The organism is Candidatus Zymogenaceae bacterium (assembly GCA_016931225.1).
In the GTDB taxonomy this organism is placed as follows: domain Bacteria; phylum Desulfobacterota; class Zymogenia; order Zymogenales; family Zymogenaceae; genus JAFGFE01.
On sequence record JAFGFE010000012.1, the window covers coordinates 92,202 to 107,525 of the forward strand.

The 15,324-nt window shown below is 54.5% G+C and carries 14 protein-coding genes; 10 read left to right on the forward strand and 4 right to left on the reverse strand.

What is annotated here, in order from left to right; translation table 11 throughout:
• The first annotated feature begins 9 nt into the window (after positions 1-9).
• From topA to JW885_05475, 3 genes are read left to right on the forward strand one after another with little or no spacing between them, the layout of a single operon-like run.
• Positions 10-2,310, forward strand: a complete 2,301-nt coding sequence (topA, locus tag JW885_05465) for a type I DNA topoisomerase (GenBank protein ID MBN1881603.1) — start codon at positions 10-12, stop codon at positions 2,308-2,310.
• Positions 2,297-3,673, forward strand: coding sequence for a methylenetetrahydrofolate--tRNA-(uracil(54)-C(5))-methyltransferase (FADH(2)-oxidizing) TrmFO (trmFO, locus tag JW885_05470; protein MBN1881604.1), 1,377 nt, complete (start codon positions 2,297-2,299; stop codon positions 3,671-3,673). Before topA ends, trmFO begins: the two co-directional genes overlap by 14 nt.
• A 15-nt stretch (positions 3,674-3,688) precedes the next feature.
• Positions 3,689-4,009 (forward strand): divalent-cation tolerance protein CutA, encoded by a 321-nt coding sequence (locus tag JW885_05475; protein MBN1881605.1) that lies wholly within the window; start codon positions 3,689-3,691, stop codon positions 4,007-4,009.
• 22 nt (positions 4,010-4,031) lie between these two features.
• Here the strand turns inward: JW885_05475 and JW885_05480 are convergent, their stop codons facing one another.
• Positions 4,032-4,517 carry a DUF721 domain-containing protein gene (locus tag JW885_05480; GenBank protein MBN1881606.1) on the reverse strand — a complete coding sequence of 162 codons (486 nt, stop codon included), beginning with the start codon at positions 4,515-4,517 and terminating at the stop codon, positions 4,032-4,034.
• A gap of 282 nt (positions 4,518-4,799) precedes the next feature.
• Between JW885_05480 and JW885_05485 the strand changes: the two genes are divergently transcribed.
• The 7 genes from JW885_05485 to JW885_05515 all read left to right on the forward strand — a co-directional run bounded on the left by JW885_05485 (position 4,800) and on the right by JW885_05515 (position 11,844).
• Positions 4,800-5,276 (forward strand): metallophosphoesterase, encoded by a 477-nt coding sequence (locus tag JW885_05485; protein MBN1881607.1) that lies wholly within the window; start codon positions 4,800-4,802, stop codon positions 5,274-5,276.
• Positions 5,273-5,788, forward strand: a complete 516-nt coding sequence (locus tag JW885_05490) for an HIT domain-containing protein (GenBank protein ID MBN1881608.1) — start codon at positions 5,273-5,275, stop codon at positions 5,786-5,788. The genes JW885_05485 and JW885_05490 overlap by 4 nt, the downstream gene beginning before the upstream one ends.
• On the forward strand, positions 5,785-6,252 hold the full coding sequence (locus tag JW885_05495) for a LapA family protein (GenBank protein ID MBN1881609.1): 468 nt from the start codon (positions 5,785-5,787) through the stop codon (positions 6,250-6,252). Before JW885_05490 ends, JW885_05495 begins: the two co-directional genes overlap by 4 nt.
• 72 nt (positions 6,253-6,324) lie before the next feature.
• Positions 6,325-7,197, forward strand: a complete 873-nt coding sequence (locus tag JW885_05500; GenBank protein ID MBN1881610.1) for a B12-binding domain-containing radical SAM protein — start codon at positions 6,325-6,327, stop codon at positions 7,195-7,197.
• 20 nt (positions 7,198-7,217) lie between these two features.
• On the forward strand, positions 7,218-10,283 hold the full coding sequence (locus tag JW885_05505) for a hypothetical protein (protein MBN1881611.1): 3,066 nt from the start codon (positions 7,218-7,220) through the stop codon (positions 10,281-10,283).
• Between the two features lie 108 nt (positions 10,284-10,391).
• Positions 10,392-10,967: a hypothetical protein gene (locus JW885_05510; protein MBN1881612.1), complete on the forward strand. Its 576-nt coding sequence runs from the start codon at positions 10,392-10,394 to the stop codon at positions 10,965-10,967.
• The gene (locus tag JW885_05515; protein ID MBN1881613.1) at positions 10,954-11,844 is read left to right on the forward strand and encodes a hypothetical protein; all 891 of its coding nucleotides are present in this window, start codon (positions 10,954-10,956) and stop codon (positions 11,842-11,844) included. The genes JW885_05510 and JW885_05515 overlap by 14 nt, the downstream gene beginning before the upstream one ends.
• A gap of 204 nt (positions 11,845-12,048) precedes the next feature.
• Here the strand turns inward: JW885_05515 and JW885_05520 are convergent, their stop codons facing one another.
• From JW885_05520 to JW885_05530, 3 genes are all read right to left on the reverse strand, one after another.
• Complete coding sequence (locus JW885_05520; GenBank protein ID MBN1881614.1) at positions 12,049-12,378, reverse strand: NusG domain II-containing protein; 330 nt, start codon at positions 12,376-12,378, stop codon at positions 12,049-12,051.
• Between the two features lie 212 nt (positions 12,379-12,590).
• Entirely contained in the window at positions 12,591-12,995 is a 405-nt protein-coding gene (locus JW885_05525) for a cytochrome c3 family protein (GenBank protein MBN1881615.1), read from the reverse strand.
• Between the two features lie 10 nt (positions 12,996-13,005).
• A complete protein-coding gene (locus JW885_05530) occupies positions 13,006-14,643 on the reverse strand; it encodes an NAD(P)/FAD-dependent oxidoreductase (protein ID MBN1881616.1) in 1,638 nt (545 codons plus the stop codon).
• Positions 14,644-15,324 lie beyond the last annotated feature (681 nt).

Sequence of the window (15,324 nt, forward strand, 5' to 3'; positions counted from 1 at the left end):
GAGTGTCATATGTCTAAATCACTGGTCATAGTGGAATCGCCGGCCAAGGCGAAAACCATAGAGAAATTTCTGGGGAAGGATTTCAAGGTCCTGGCCTCCTACGGACATGTCCGCTCGATTCCGAGCAAGAGCGGTTCGGTGGACATCCAGAACGACTTTACCCCCACCTATGAGGTTATCGAGGACAAGAAAACACATATCAATACCATCAAGAAAAGCCTGAAAAACGTCGATTCGGTATACCTCGCGACGGACCTAGACCGGGAGGGTGAGGCCATCGCGTGGCATCTGGTAAACGTGCTCAACATCGATAACGGCGGAAACGGATTGAACGTTCATCGCATTGTGTTTTCGGAGATCACCAAGTCCGCGGTACTGGAATCCATCGAAAATCCCCGGAAGATATCCCGGGAGCTGGTCGACGCCCAGCGGGCCCGGGAGATCCTCGATTACCTGGTCGGATTCAACCTGAGTCCGTTTTTGTGGCGAAAGGTGAAATACGGTCTTTCCGCGGGTCGGGTTCAGTCGGTTGCCCTCAGGATGATCTGTGAGCGCGAACGGGAGATCGAGGCCTTTTCGCCCCAGGAATACTGGACCATCGAGGGAATTTTCACGAAAACAGGGGAGTACAATCCCTTTTCCGCCACCATGATCACAAGCGGCGGGAATAAGCTGAAAAAATTCGATCTCGCCACCGAGCAGGACGCCCAGAACGCCATAGACCTGTGCGTCTCCGGGCCTTTCGTTGTGGGGGATGTCAAGAGAAAAGACATCAAGCGGAATCCCCCACCGCCGTTCATCACAAGCACCATGCAGCAGGAGGCGTCACGGAAGCTCGGCTTTCCCGCGCGAAAGACGATGCGGGTGGCCCAGAAACTCTACGAGGGTAAAGAGGTGGGCGATGAGCAGGTGGGTCTCATCACCTATATGCGTACCGACAGCACCAACGTGGCGGCCTCCGCCCTGGCCGAGGTCAAACAGGTGATCACCGACGAATTCGGTGCGGAATACTCCCTCGCAAAGCCCCGTGTGTTTAAGAAAAAGGCGAAGGGCGCCCAGGAAGCCCATGAGGCCATCCGGCCCACCTCGTTCACCCGCACCCCGAAGCTCATAAAGAAGTATCTGACCAAAGATGAGTTTCGTCTGTATGAATTGATATGGAAGCGGGCGGCGGCCTCCCAGATGGCGCAGATGGTCCTCGATTCGGTGTCCGCCGAACTCCTGGGAGAGAACGAGAGCGTCTTTCGGGCAAGCGGCTCCACGGTGAAGTTCCCCGGCTTTTCCAAGGTGTACATGGAGGGGAGGGATGATGAGGCCGAGGAGCAGGAACTGCTGTTGCCCGTTCTTGCAATCGGTGACATGCTTGATCTCATCGGCATGGTGCCGGAACAGCACTTCACCGCGGCACCGCCCCGGTATTCCGAGGCGAGCCTCATCAAGGCCCTCGAAGAGCGGGGAATCGGCAGACCCTCGACGTACGCCGGCATCATCAACACGATCCAGGCACGGAAGTACGTAACGCTCCGGGAGCGGCGGTTCTATCCGGAAGACATCGGCATGATCGTCAATGATCTTCTGGTAAAGCATTTTCAAAAATACGTGGATTACGACTTTACCGCCCACCTGGAAGAGGACCTGGACAGCATCGCCTCGGGGGACGCCCAGTGGCGGCCGATGATCAAGGAATTCTGGGAGCCCTTTTACGACCTGCTTCTCAAAAAAGACAAGGAGGTCAGAAAAGAGGACGTCTATAACCAGAAGACCGACAAGATTTGTCCCCAGTGCGGCAAGCCGATCGTCATCAAGCTGGGGAAGTTCGGCCGATTCTACGCCTGCAGCGGCTATCCCGACTGCCGCTACGTTGCATCCCTGGAGGGGAAGGAGCAGGAGATCCCCCAGACGAACGAAGTATGTGATCTGTGCGGGAAGCCGATGCAGGTCAAGATGGGGAAATACGGCCAGTTTCTGGGCTGCACGGGCTACCCCGAGTGCAGGAACATCAAGCCGCTCAAGGATCCGCTGAATACGGGTGTTACCTGTCCCCTGTGTGGCAAGGGAACCCTCATCGAGCGGGAGGTCAAGAAGGGACGGACGAAGGGCAAGCTCTTTTACGGCTGCTCCGAGTATCCCGATTGCACCTATATCGTCAACAATCGACCCTACCCGACACCGTGCCCAAAGTGCGCGAATCCGTTTTTGGTATACAAGGGAACCAAGACGGGAGACGGAGAGCTTTTCTGTCCCGCCGAGGGATGCGGTTACAGCCGGGAAGTCGATCAAAAGGACCTGGAAAAACTTGAAAAAAAGTGACGCTGAAATAACCGTGATAGGAGGCGGGCTGGCGGGGTGTGAGGCGGCGTGGCGCGCGGCCCGCATGGGCGTGCGGGTGAAGCTCTTTGAAATGAAACCGGATAGATTCAGCCCCGCCCACAAGAACGAAAGCCTCGCGGAACTGGTATGCAGCAATTCCCTCCGGGCCGAATCGCTGGAGAACGCATCCGGCATTCTCAAGCGCGAGCTCGAGCTTTTGGATTCCATCGTTATTGAATCCGCCCACAATCACCGGATTCCCGCCGGCGGCGCCCTGGCGGTGGACCGTGAGGCCTTCTCCCGGGAGATCACCGAGCGCGTCGCCGCACATCCCCTCATCGACGTGATTCGGACTGAAGTCACGGACCTTGATTTTTCTCTCCCCGCCGTTGTCGCCACCGGTCCCCTGACATCCGATGATTTTTCCATGGCATTGCAGCGCATCACCGGGCGTGAAAAGCTGTTTTTCTATGATGCGATCTCACCTATTATATATACCGACAGCATAAATATGGACGTGGCCTTTCGGGCGTCCCGATACGGCAAGGGGGGCGATGACTACATCAACCTCCCCATGAATAAAGAACAGTACTATCGCCTGGTGCGGGAAATAAAACGGGCCGATGAGGTGGAGCCCCACTCCTTTGAGGACACGAAGATATTCGAGGGATGTCTGCCCGTGGAGGTGATGGTGCGTCGGGGGGAGGATACCCTTGCGTTCGGCCCCCTGAAGCCGGTGGGGCTGGACGATCCGGAGACCGGCGAGATCCATTATGCCGTATTGCAGCTTCGCCAGGAGAACAGAGAGGGGACGCTCCACAACATGGTCGGATTCCAGACCCGCCTGAAACGGGGCGAACAGGAGCGGGTGTTTCGTATGATACCCGGCATGGAAAACGCCCGGTTCGCGCGATACGGAAGCGTGCACCGTAATACGTACATCGACGCCCCTCGGCTTCTGCTGCCGACACTGGAGTTGAAAAAACGATCCGGTCTTTTTGTGGCCGGGCAGCTTGTGGGGGTGGAGGGATATGTGGAGTCGGCGGCGATGGGGATCGTCGCGGGTTACAACGCGGCAATGCTGGCCGCAGACGAGGGTCCCCAAGTGCCCCCCAGGGATTCCGCCCTGGGATCGCTCATTTACTATATTACCGACAGCGGCATCATCGATTTTCAGCCGATGAATATAAATTTTGGTATCATGCCCAGCGCCCCTCGGGGAGTGAAAAAACGGGATCGAAAGCGATACCTGGCGAAGAGGGCGATTTCGGCCATGGAGACATGGACAGATCGTATCGGGATGCCGGGGGGAAGTGCGGCGCTCGATGATGAACAGAGATCTTTCTCGGACGACGTCAGGTAGCTATCAGGAGGCGACATGACCGGACCTGCAGTCATATTGGTAACGGCCGACAGCGAGGCACACGCCCTGTCAATCTCAAAGCATCTTATTGAAAACAGGCTTGCCGCCTGCGCAAGTATCGTGCCGAAGATACGATCAATATACATGTGGGAAGATACGATCTGTGACGAGGAGGAGTTTCTTCTCATCATAAAGACCCGGGGAGACCTCTTCGAGCGGGTGCGGGATGCAATTGTGGAGATGCACAATTATTCGGTGCCCGAGATCGTGTCTCTTCCCATCGTGGAGGGGCTTGAGGAGTATCTGGCCTGGATTAACGATGTAACCGTGGTCTGAAGGCTCTTGACGAAAAACGCCGTCATTGTGCATCGTCCGACCGATCAAGGGCCAGAGCGACGACGCGGGTGATGATATCCTTCAACTCGGAGTCGTCCATGTGATCGGTAAAGGGCGCGGCCGTCTCCGGATCAACCCGTCTTTTCGTTTTCTTTTTTCCATGATCGGGTGCCGCCCGCTCTCTTTCCGGCGCATCAATCGTTCCCTGAATGAATCGCATATCGGTCACCAGCTGTCGGGAGAGTTTCTCGTTCAGCCTCGTGATGATGCGATCCTTCATGTAGGTCATCTCCTGCGCCCAGGATGAGCTTCTCACCCGGACGATCAGAACGCCCCGCTCGATACGGTCGGGTTGGGCGTTTCTCGCGATGGGGCCGCCGACGGCCTCCTCCCATATCTCGAAAACCCGCCGCTCTCGAATGATCGTATCCCATCCCCTGTTCTTCAGAATGGAAGAGAGAACGTCACTCAAAGACTGCGGCGGTGATGTTTTTCCCCGATCGTTCATTATCTAATTATTATACGGCCGCAGAACATATGTGTCAATCTTTTCGGCGGATCTATGCCGTATCGTTTTAAGGTTGATTTGTCGTGTTCGATGATTTATCATAAAAAATTGATGTTTGGGAAAATTCAGCGCAACACGGGGGTGGGTGACGTGCGGCGGGGGTATCCGGGGTGAAGGAAGCGAGGCTGTTCCTTTTGGGAAGGCGGTTTTTTCCACTTCGCCCTTCGGCGCCCCGTCGATGTTTTTCTGTGCCCAAAGAGAGGTATAAGGAGCGTTTGTTACATGAAAGTGGGGGTCCTGTCGGACACGCACCTGAGAGTTCCGGATGAGTCGTTCAAGCGATTGATGCGGGAGCGATTCTCTGATGTGGATGCCGTCATTCACGCGGGTGATATCGTTTCACCCGTCGTGCTTGACTATCTCTCGGCCTGGGAGCTGTATGCCGTGGCGGGGAATATTGATGGATGGGAGATCACCCAACATCTTCCGGAAAAGCGGGTGATTTCCCTGGGGGGAAAGGATATCGGCATTACGCACGGCGGAGGCGCTCCGGGCGGCTTGGAAGAGCGGGTGCTGTCGGCGTTTAATACCGTTTCGTGTATCGTGTTCGGGCACAGCCACAATCCGGTCAACAAGATAAAAGACGGCGTGTTGCTTTTCAATCCCGGATCGCCCACCGATCCCCGGTATGCGAAAAAGAACAGCATCGGCTATCTGACCATAGGAGAGGATATCACCGGGGAGATTGTCTATCTATGAGCGATGACACGCACCGCAGCGTCGTCTGGGCGCCCTGGCGCATGCAATACATCAGGGAGGCCAAAGAGGACGGATGTATCTTCTGCAATCGTATCGGGCGTACCGATGACCGAGACGACCTGATTCTTTTCAGGGGGGAGTACGGGTTCATTATCATGAATCGGTATCCTTATAACAACGGTCATCTGATGGCGGCGCCGAACCGCCACCTGGGAGATATTACCGAATTGAACGATGACGAATCGGGAGAGCTGTTCAGCCTCGTGCAGCTTTCAGTGAGGATGCTGAAGAAGACCATGAATCCGGACGGGTTCAACATCGGTGTCAACATGGGAGCGGTCGCCGGGGCCGGCGTTGCGGATCATGTTCACCTGCACATCGTACCCCGCTGGATGGGAGATACGAATTTCATGCCCGTGGTGGGAGATGTAAAGGTCGTCTCGGAACATATCCTGGCCACCTATGATTCGTTATTACACAGTCTTAAAAGCCTGTTAAAGGAGCAGTCATGAAGTTTATAAAGGTTATCCTGTTCGTCGTGCTGCTTGCCGTGCTGATCACTTTTGCGGCTCAGAACGACGGCAACTTTGCGTCGATCAGTTATTTTGGCTTGGAATCCGCATCAATGCCGCTGTATGCACTGTTGTTTCTCGCGGCGGGAGTGATGGTCATCCTAATGTCGTTCGTGGGTCTGACAGAGAGGCTTCGCCTGAAAGGTCAGATTCGAAAGCTCAACAAGCAGGTCAAGGAGCTCACGAGCGAGCTGAGTCTGTACAAGAGCGCTCCCGACAAGGACGACAGGACAACGAAAAAGACGGCGGCCATTCCCGCCCCGACGGCAGAAGCGCCTGAGGAAAAGAAGAAGCGACGGTTTTCTTTCAAAAAAGATGAGAAAACCGAAACAGCGGTACCCGTTCCCGAGGCTGCGGATACGGCCGAGACCACAAAGGTCGATACCGGCGACACCGAACAGTAGATTAAAACTCATCATCGGCTTCCGTTGAAATTCTTTCATGCGGGGGCCGATCGGCACAAGCGGACGGCACTCATGAGATACGAAGGCGTTGTTATTCGTCCTCCCAGCGAAGCCGGGAGCCTCATACTCCAGGTCACCCTGGGATGTTCCCACAATCGCTGTACCTTCTGTTCCGCATACAAACAGAAGAAATTCCGCATCAGGAGCCTTGAGGATATCCGAGAGGATATCGATGGAGTTCGCGGAAAACAGTACGTCCGTCGTGTGTTCCTGGCCGATGGAGACGCCCTGATCGTTCCCCGCCGGATGATGATGCCGGTCGTCGATCATCTGAATGAATCGTTCCCGAACCTGGAGCGTATCGGCATGTATGCCAACGCCAAGAGTGTGTTGAAGAGAACGGATGATGAGCTCCGAGAGCTGGCGGATCGCGGGCTGGGCATCGTATATCTCGGCCTGGAGAGCGGGGACGAGGAGGTGTTGACGCGGGTGAAGAAGGGTGTTGGGACGGAAGAAATGATCGAGGCGGCGCACCGGATTAGAGAGGCGGGCATCCTGTTATCGGTGACGGTGCTTCTGGGACTTGCGGGACCGGATGGGAGCGAGCGGCACGCTCGGGCCACGGGCGAGGTGCTCACCAAGATGGATCCTGATTATATCGGCGCCCTGACCCTGATGATCGTCCCCGGATGTCCCCTGTATGACGACTATATGAACGGGGAGTTCACAGTTCCCGATCCGATGCAGTCGCTTAAGGAGTTGGCCGGAATCATAGAACACACCGATGTCACCGATTGTCTTTTCACCTCGAATCATGCTTCGAATTATCTGCCGCTGAAAATAGAGCTTCCCGATCAGAAGAACGAAGCGGTGTACCTCATTCGGACGGTACTCGACAAAGACCGTCGGGATATGCTGCGTCCCGAGAGAATGAGGGGGCTGTAACATCTTATCGGCGTATGAACATGGAGTCTGATTTCAGAGAACGCTTTTTCGAAGAGCGTATCACGCTTCTTGACGACATCCTCGCCTATTCCAAGGAGCGAAATATCAAGGGGAGACAATTCTGGTCTCTCTCTAAAACCGACGCCCGTTTCCACCTGGGTGAATCAGACCTGAACATCCGAATCCCCCATATCTTCGGAGGCGCCAGCGAGGAGATATTCGAAGACGCGGTGCGGGATTTGGCGACGCTGGTTCGCGAGCGCATCGAGCCCCCCATGGTATACGACGACCGGGGGGGGATCGTTGTCTCCACGCTGGACGAGAATGTGAAGCTTGCCCATAAGACCTTTAAGATCGGCGGTGCTTTTTACAACCGGGCCGAGCATGAACTGGCAATGATGGTGCTCTATTCGGATCCGCTCCTGGACGCCGGCATACTGGAGACGTGGCTGTCATCCCGCTTCAACGGCCGCAAGTTCATCGGTGAGATTCGAAGGATCTACAAAAAATCCATTGAAGAAGAGATGCAGCTCGGCGGCGGCGAACGAACGGCCTATATCACCCACCTTGCCGTCTCAAAGATCCTTATCGAAAAAAAGGCACTCCTCAAAAACATCAGGATTATGGGGGTGAACTACGAGCGATTGGAGCGCTCCATCGGGGTACTTTTTTACGCGGTCATCTATAAGGTCATCGAGCACATACTGAAGGACCTGAGAACCAAGCGGCTGTCGTACGACATCCGTGAGATGGAATATCTCTTGTTGGGAAGCACAACGCCGCTGTTCGCCCTCAATATAAAGAAGTCCATCATCAACTTCGATCTCAACAATTATCTCCTCTCTCCTGTTGTGCTCGATTGGCTCGAAGAACCCTACAACGAAGCCGCCCGTAAATCGATGAGTGTCCGGGATCTGCTTGCCCGGATGGTCGGCATTATGCTCGAAGACAAATCGATAACGGAACGGCTCCTGGATTATTATACCCTCTCCAATTTTCGTGACGATATCATCGACTATCTCCTGCGCTTTGACAACCAGACGGATGTATTTCACCAACGGTTGGTGCAGATCGTCCATGACGAGAAAACCCTGCGGGCGGTGTGGGAAAACCTTGAAAGCAGTCGCGAACTGGAGTTCGGCCTTTCGGACATGGTCGATCGATATTATCGGGACGAGGCCAGGGTGACGAAAATACGCCAGATCATATCCCACTTCAGGAGTCACAAGCGGGGGGGGATCAGCCGGCTCTTTTCCTCGGGAGACAGTGGGATTGAGTTCAAGCTGTCGGACATCCTCAAGCGATACATCGTCTATCGAATGGATGTCGGGTACGACAGCCATTTCTCCGCCATGACCCGATGTCTCGTAAACAGGAAAAAGGAACTCACCCTTCAACACCTTGTGAGAGAATATGACGCCGGAAGGCTCTATCGTTTTTCCGGGGACCATAAGGTGTCCCTGATGAAGCGGGAGGAGCTCAAGGAGGGTCATCTGTTTGTGGACATGAAGGGTTTTACCCGCCGGGCGAAGCGTTCGGGGAGCCTGATCATCGCGGATTTTCTCAAGCATGAATTTTTTGCTCCCATTCTCGACTCCGCCAAATCCCATTACCTGAACGTGGGGCCGGACTACACCTCCGGTATCGAGCTGAACAACCTTTTGGGGGATGCGATCACCTTTTCAGGGCCGGTCAGCTCCCTGGTGTCCCTCGCCTGGGAAATATATCGTATCGCCAGGGATTTTCGAGAAAAGATCGTCAAGGACAACCCCGAATATGACGAGAATTCTCAGATCAATACCCTGCAAGTGGAATATGAACAGCAGCGCGAGCGCATCAACAAACACAGCACGCAAATCGTTGAGGCGCTTCTGACCCTGAATTCCATCATCAAGACCAAGCGCAGCATAGCGCCGACGTCTCTCATCGAGGTCCAGAGTGGTATATTCAGGGAGAAAATCGAGAAGCTTATTGAATCACTTTCCGACGTATCACTGAAGATACAAAAATATAAAACAATGCAGGAGATCAAAGACCTGGTCCAACTTGAGGACGACCTTCGCTTTCAGCTTTCGGTGGTAAAGTCCACCCAGGAGGAGTTCCTCAGAGAGGTTGAACTCCAGAAGCTCTCGGAGCGATCGTCCGAGGTGTATATGGATATCTGCCAGGATGAGCTGAAACAGATCAAGCGGCTCATCGGTATGCTGGACAACAATTTTCGCCAGGAGCAGCTTCTGACCCAATCCTACTATGAACGGCTTGGAGAGATTGCGGACCTTGGGATCAACACCGGCTTATATATAGCCTTCGGGGATGTCAGTCAGAAGGTGATCATCCACGATGACCTGTGGGGGGATGTCCGCGTGAGCATCGCCGACAAGATCAACGAGGCGTCCCGGGGGGCCAAGAGAAACCGTGCGGTGAAAAAGAGAATGGATCGATTTGTGCAGGAGAGACGTCAAAAATCAAACAACCCCGGATTGGTCTATCCGTTCTCGATCATCATTGCGCCCACATATACCGTCATCCAGCCAGTCGGAAACGAATCGATGGATCGACCCCGGGGCATCAGGACGTTTGTAGACTATGCCCAGGAGTTGATCGGGGATGATGCGGAGGAGCGCATTCTCTCCCAGGACCTTTCCGAAATAATAAGAAGCGAGGAGCTTTTCGAACAGGACCTGGTTTCCTCCACGACCGATGTCTACAACCTGGGCGAGGCGATATCCGGGGACGCCCTGCGACAGTATATCAGGGAGAGTCAGAACCGCCTCTTTTTCTTCGAGCGACGGGTATACGCCGCCGAGCTCCATAAGGAATTCTGGAATCTTTTCGCGTACGACGGCGATGATATTTACCTGATTTTCGGGGTGGAGCACACCGGCGATACCACCAGGCTCGAGATGTTTCGATATGTCGGGGTTCTTGACTATGCGGGGACGTTCAACCGGGAGGTGACGGAAGTATATGAGATGATCAGGCCGGAATCCGCATTCTTCCGGTTCATCATGGGGTTTCATTTTCACGCATGGTACCAGAATTCCCGCTCGATGCAGGAAGCGGACAAGGGGAATATGGGGGCATAACCGGGCATGGGGATGTGGATCGGTGTCTTCTTTGTGAGCATCGGGAGGTGAGCACTTGTGGGACACAATAGGTCGTCACGGTGTATAAAACGTCCCGTTTCCGGGGTGATGCGCTGCTTCGTCCTGGTCCTCAGTTTCTTTGCTCTCCTATTTCTTTCGGGTGTATTGCCCGTCGTTCGTTTCACCGAGGAACAGATTGATATCACCGTATATCCCGATCGTGTTCATGTACGGGGAACCTATGTCTATGACAACTTCCTGCCGTTTCCGGTCATTCAGGGTCTCACCGTTCCTCTTCCGATCGATCAGGATAATCCTTCTCCCGTTTTAATCCGTGTTGCAGCACTGAAGCCCGCTCATGAACCGTTTCCCGTTCGGTACCTTCTGGGAGCATATCGATGTGAGGTGACGGTTCCGCCGCGCGACAGCGTCACGATCATGGTCGAATATATTCAATACGCACCGAATAAGAACGCGTGCTATCTTTTGACCACGACACGCCTTTGGAGACGTGCCATTGAAAGAGGCGAGTTCCGTCTGATGCCGGAGGGAGTCGAGATCATACATTCCACCTATCCCCTCATTCATGCGGATACACACGTTCTTTTCTTTCAAAAAGAGGATTTTATGCCGACGGAGGACTGGGATTTTTCATGGAAGGTCATAGAAGATGATGAAGCATAGTGTCCGATACGCGGTTTTTCTCTTCGTGCTGTTTTCAGCGGCGCCCGCGTTCGCGAATCAGCCGCCCGGGCCGCAGATTCTCCTGTCCGAGGTGCTGATACTCCCGGCGATGATACTCCTCTCTCTGGCAGGTGGGGCGTATGCGGTACGGGAGCGGCTTCGGGGCGAGCGGTCTTCCCGGAGGGGGGTCCTGTTGGTTCTCGGGGCGATTCTGGCGATTCTGGTTTCGGCGGCACACGAAGGCCTCGGAGCGGGCGTGGCGTTGGTTTTCGGTATCATCGCCCTGAAACGGGGGGGCGATATGCTCTTTTGGGGGATCGGCTCGTCGTGTAAAAGAAAGGGTGAAGCGAAATCGACCGGCGCGAATCCCCTGCGCCTGATTCCCGCCGGTGTGCTCCTTATTCTGACCACCCTGTTCTTGATGGGGATGACGGTCGCATTCGTGGGCTATTGGCCGGGGATCGAGCAGAGCCGCCGTGAGCAGGCCCTGGTGGAATTAATGGCATTTGAGATGGCGCGCATGCGCCTTGGTGATGGTGACGGAGGGGAGGTATCCTCTCTTCCCTTGCCGGTGGAGGGCGAGCTCGTTGATGAGTTCTTCGATGTATCCCGGGATGCGGTTGAAATTGAGTATGAGAATGACGGGACGGGATTTGTCGTGTATGTTCTTCCCGGGAGGTTCCCGTTTTTCCCCTACAATTATCTGACATCTCAGCCCTCGTATCGAGGGGACGAGACGGGCGAGATACGCATGATTCATGTCCACGATTCGAACCATCTCTGCCCGGCGGATGCGCCTGTCGTGTTAAAGGTAACAGGGGAGGATATTGAGAGAGCCCTGGAGATACTTACAATGAAGGGGCTGGATAAGGAATAATCATTCGCGATGGAACACGCGAAACGGTCTGTATTAATCCGGGCGTGACTGCTGTTTACTCCCGCCGGGACGCGGCCGTCTCTGATGAGCCTTAACTCCGGAGAGTTCTCCGCCGGTCGTTGCAACGATGTTACCAACATCGCACAGCAAACCGGGAAATATACCGGTAAAAAAAGGTCCGGGTGAAGGGGGGAGGGGGAAAGATTACCGAGCCCGGATGTAGACCCGGTTCGGGATACAGATGATGGTATCGCCCGGCTCGCTGATGTGGCCCATGGCGATGCATACCTTGTTGGGGCAGGGGGAATCCAGCATGTAGGCCTCCCCGTTTTCGATGACGACGGTACTGATGCCCAAAGGACCCTGGACTTCTATTATCCTCTCCTCCTCCAGAGGGAACACGCCGACAAGCTCATTTCCCTCTTCGATGACGATTTCCCGCCCCTGGGACGGGAGAACCACCTGGAATATGCCGAAGGCTGCGGCAATGAGCGCCGCCACAATGATGATGAAGAGAATATCCTTTTTTTTCATGCCGCACGCCTCCCGGGGAGTCAATCGGATCGATTTGATGTGAATTGATTCGGGACCGCCTTGTTCTGTTTCCGCTTCCGTCCGCCGGTTCGGCTTTCCACAGCCGTCGGGGGTATCCACCCCTCATATGGTAACATAAATAGATTGATTTCCAAGGAAAAAACGGCGCCCCAAAAATCAAGGGCGCCGTTTTTTGTGTGTATGGACCACTGTTACGGCCGCTGCACGTGGCAATCGAGACATTCCGTAGGCGGGTTCTTGCCCGCGGCGACCTCATCGATGTGACACACAACGCAGTTTTGATGCATGGCGTCCTTGAAGTTGTAAGTGATCTCGGTTTCCATGTTGTGACAGGAGCCGCACGTCGGGGGCACACCGGAGATGAAGTCCTCGTCATTGGTGTGGTGGCAGGTCACACAGCTGATGTCGTAATCGGCCTGATGCTCCTGGTGGTCGAAATCCACCGGCAGATACCGCAGCGTCGCCCTGGTGGTGTCGTCGATGAAGATCTTCTCCGGGCCGTATGGGCCGTACTCCTGGGACAGGGCAACCAAGCCGGCACAGAGCACGAAGAGCGTCACTGCGGCCAGAATCGGAACGATACGTTTCTTGTTCATGACTCTCCTCCTATTCTATGCCTTCGATATCAAGGATCAGGCGGGCGGCCCTCCAGCCGTTTATCTGGCAGCCGCTGACGCCGTGCCATGCCTGGGTCCAGTTGCTGGCGATGAATACATTGTCGATGGGAGTGTTGTTGGGTATCTTCTCCCACTGGTCCGGTGACAGGTAGAATCCATAGACAACACCATCATGGTTCATGGTGAATTCCTTCAGGGTAACCGGGGTGATGATTTCCATCTCCTCGATGTATGCGGGATTCGCGAGCTCCGGAATGACCGTCGCCGCAAGGCTGATCAGCTCCTGTGCCTTCTCTTCCGTCATATCCCGGTATTCACCCTTGTCCATGGGCCAGATGTCGTAGTCACTATAGGCATGGAGCACAACCACCGACATGCCTTTGTCTTCCGGGGCGTAGATCGGGTCTCCGAAGTTTGTGTAGATGGTGATGCTTACCCCGCCTTCCGAGAAGTTTCCTGACATCATGTTGTCGTGCATCACGACGCTATCCAGAGAGGTGTTGACAAACAACTCCGTGTCATTATAACCCCGTTCGGCGAGATCCACATTCAGACCCATATACACGCCGAAGAGTGAGTTGGCGGGCTCCATGTTCCTGATCTTAGCCACGTAACCTGCGGGGAGGTTTTCCTCTCCAATCAAATTGAAAATCATCTGGTAGGGGTCGGTGTTGCAGACAACGTAGCGGCCGGTGTAGACGTCACCGTATTCGGTGACGACGCCCGTGGCGATGCCGTCCTCGATGATGATCTCGGTCACCAGGGTATCGGTTTTCACCTTGCCGCCCAGCTTGCGAATGAGCATCTCATAGCCGTCTGACAGGGCCTGGGAAGTGCCCTTGACGTGCCAAATGCCGTCGGTCAGATATGAATCGGTGGCGGATAAGAGAAGGAGGCATGACGCGTAGGGCACCGGGGCACCGTAGTAGACCCAGAGCTGGGAGACAACCGCCTTGAGCTTCTCGTCGGTGAAGCATTCGTCCATCAGATCCTGGATGGTTCTGTCCTTCCATTCAAATAAAATCTTCTGCTTCATGGGGACCTTCATCTTGGTGAAGAAGGCTTCGACACCGGTCATACGGAAGAGATCCCTCAAACTGAGCATTTCGTTCATGAACGACGAGCAGAGGGTGTGAAATTTATCGATGCCTTCTGCTTCTTCGGGCCATTGTTCTCCCAGGGTGCTATCCCATTTCTCCCATGTGTTGCCCAGGGTTATATCCAGGCCGTTCGGATACACGGATCGATAGAACTCCGGCAGCTCATAGAGCTCAACGTACTCATCAACGCCGCACAGCTTGTGAAGCTGATACAGGCCGCGGTCCGCTCTGCCGGGACCGCCGCCGGCCATTTCGTGGAGCGCCGTATCGAAAACGAAGGCTCCCCGGCTGAAGTTAGTGGTGCAGCCGCCCACTTTGTGGTGCTGTTCCAGCACCAGGACCTTCAGCCCACTGGCGGCAAGATGCGCCCCGGCGGAGAGTCCTCCCATACCGGCGCCGATGACGATCACGTCGTATTCCGCCTCATGGGTCGGCGGTGCTGTTGTGCCGCAGCCGAATGTTACCAGGAACACGCTGACAACGACTATAGCAAGAAATACGCTGAAAGAGAACTTGTATGGTTTCATTGCCTCCTCCTTATTATATATATGCAGTTGAAGAAACTTATTGTTTTCCCTGATCTCCGATCATCTCTTTCATGTGGTTCTGAACAAGATGCCGCATGATGCAGCTACTCATCTTGTTGGATCGATCGGGACAACATCGTCGTGATTATGGTGTCCTCAGTGATTGATGTTCCCTTGAAGGATTATTTCTGAGTTGCATATACTCCTCGACGATTTGTTTTATCGTCTTGGCGCAGAAAACCCATGTTACGGATGTACGTTCGGTTTGGGATACTAAATGATGCAGTCGCTTGGTCTGCTGGGGAGCCCCATGGTGATACATACCTTATTGGGGCAGAGGGAGTTCATCGAAACAATGAGAAATAAATCGGTTCGGAGTCGCCTTGTTCTGTTTCCGTTTCAATACGACGGTTCGTCTTTAAACATCCGTAGGGAATGTTCAGCCTCCATATGGTAACATAAACAGATTGATTTACAAGTAAAAAAGCGCCCCCGGAATCAGGGGGCGCCGAAGAGAGTTTTTTATCTGTCGGTGATGGTCTTATGGTCGCTGCTCGTGGCATCCGAGACAGTCGGTGGGCGGGTTCTTGCCCCCGGCGACCTCATCAATGTGACACACAACGCAGTTATGGTGCATGGCGTCCTTGAAGGTGATCTCGGCGTCCATGTTGTGACAGGAGC

Coding starts and splice junctions, on each gene's coding strand:
- topA (MBN1881603.1), top strand. CDS start 10: ATGTCTAAATCACTGGTCATAGTGGAATCGCCGGCCAAGGCGAAAACC.
- JW885_05485 (MBN1881607.1), top strand. CDS start 4,800: ATGAAAGTGGGGGTCCTGTCGGACACGCACCTGAGAGTTCCGGATGAG.
- JW885_05510 (MBN1881612.1), top strand. CDS start 10,392: ATGCGCTGCTTCGTCCTGGTCCTCAGTTTCTTTGCTCTCCTATTTCTT.
- JW885_05515 (MBN1881613.1), top strand. CDS start 10,954: ATGATGAAGCATAGTGTCCGATACGCGGTTTTTCTCTTCGTGCTGTTT.
- JW885_05505 (MBN1881611.1), top strand. CDS start 7,218: ATGGAGTCTGATTTCAGAGAACGCTTTTTCGAAGAGCGTATCACGCTT.
- JW885_05480 (MBN1881606.1), bottom strand. CDS start 4,517: ATGAACGATCGGGGAAAAACATCACCGCCGCAGTCTTTGAGTGACGTT.
- JW885_05520 (MBN1881614.1), bottom strand. CDS start 12,378: ATGAAAAAAAAGGATATTCTCTTCATCATCATTGTGGCGGCGCTCATT.
- JW885_05495 (MBN1881609.1), top strand. CDS start 5,785: ATGAAGTTTATAAAGGTTATCCTGTTCGTCGTGCTGCTTGCCGTGCTG.
- JW885_05500 (MBN1881610.1), top strand. CDS start 6,325: ATGAGATACGAAGGCGTTGTTATTCGTCCTCCCAGCGAAGCCGGGAGC.
- JW885_05525 (MBN1881615.1), bottom strand. CDS start 12,995: ATGAACAAGAAACGTATCGTTCCGATTCTGGCCGCAGTGACGCTCTTC.
- JW885_05530 (MBN1881616.1), bottom strand. CDS start 14,643: ATGAAACCATACAAGTTCTCTTTCAGCGTATTTCTTGCTATAGTCGTT.
- JW885_05475 (MBN1881605.1), top strand. CDS start 3,689: ATGACCGGACCTGCAGTCATATTGGTAACGGCCGACAGCGAGGCACAC.
- JW885_05490 (MBN1881608.1), top strand. CDS start 5,273: ATGAGCGATGACACGCACCGCAGCGTCGTCTGGGCGCCCTGGCGCATG.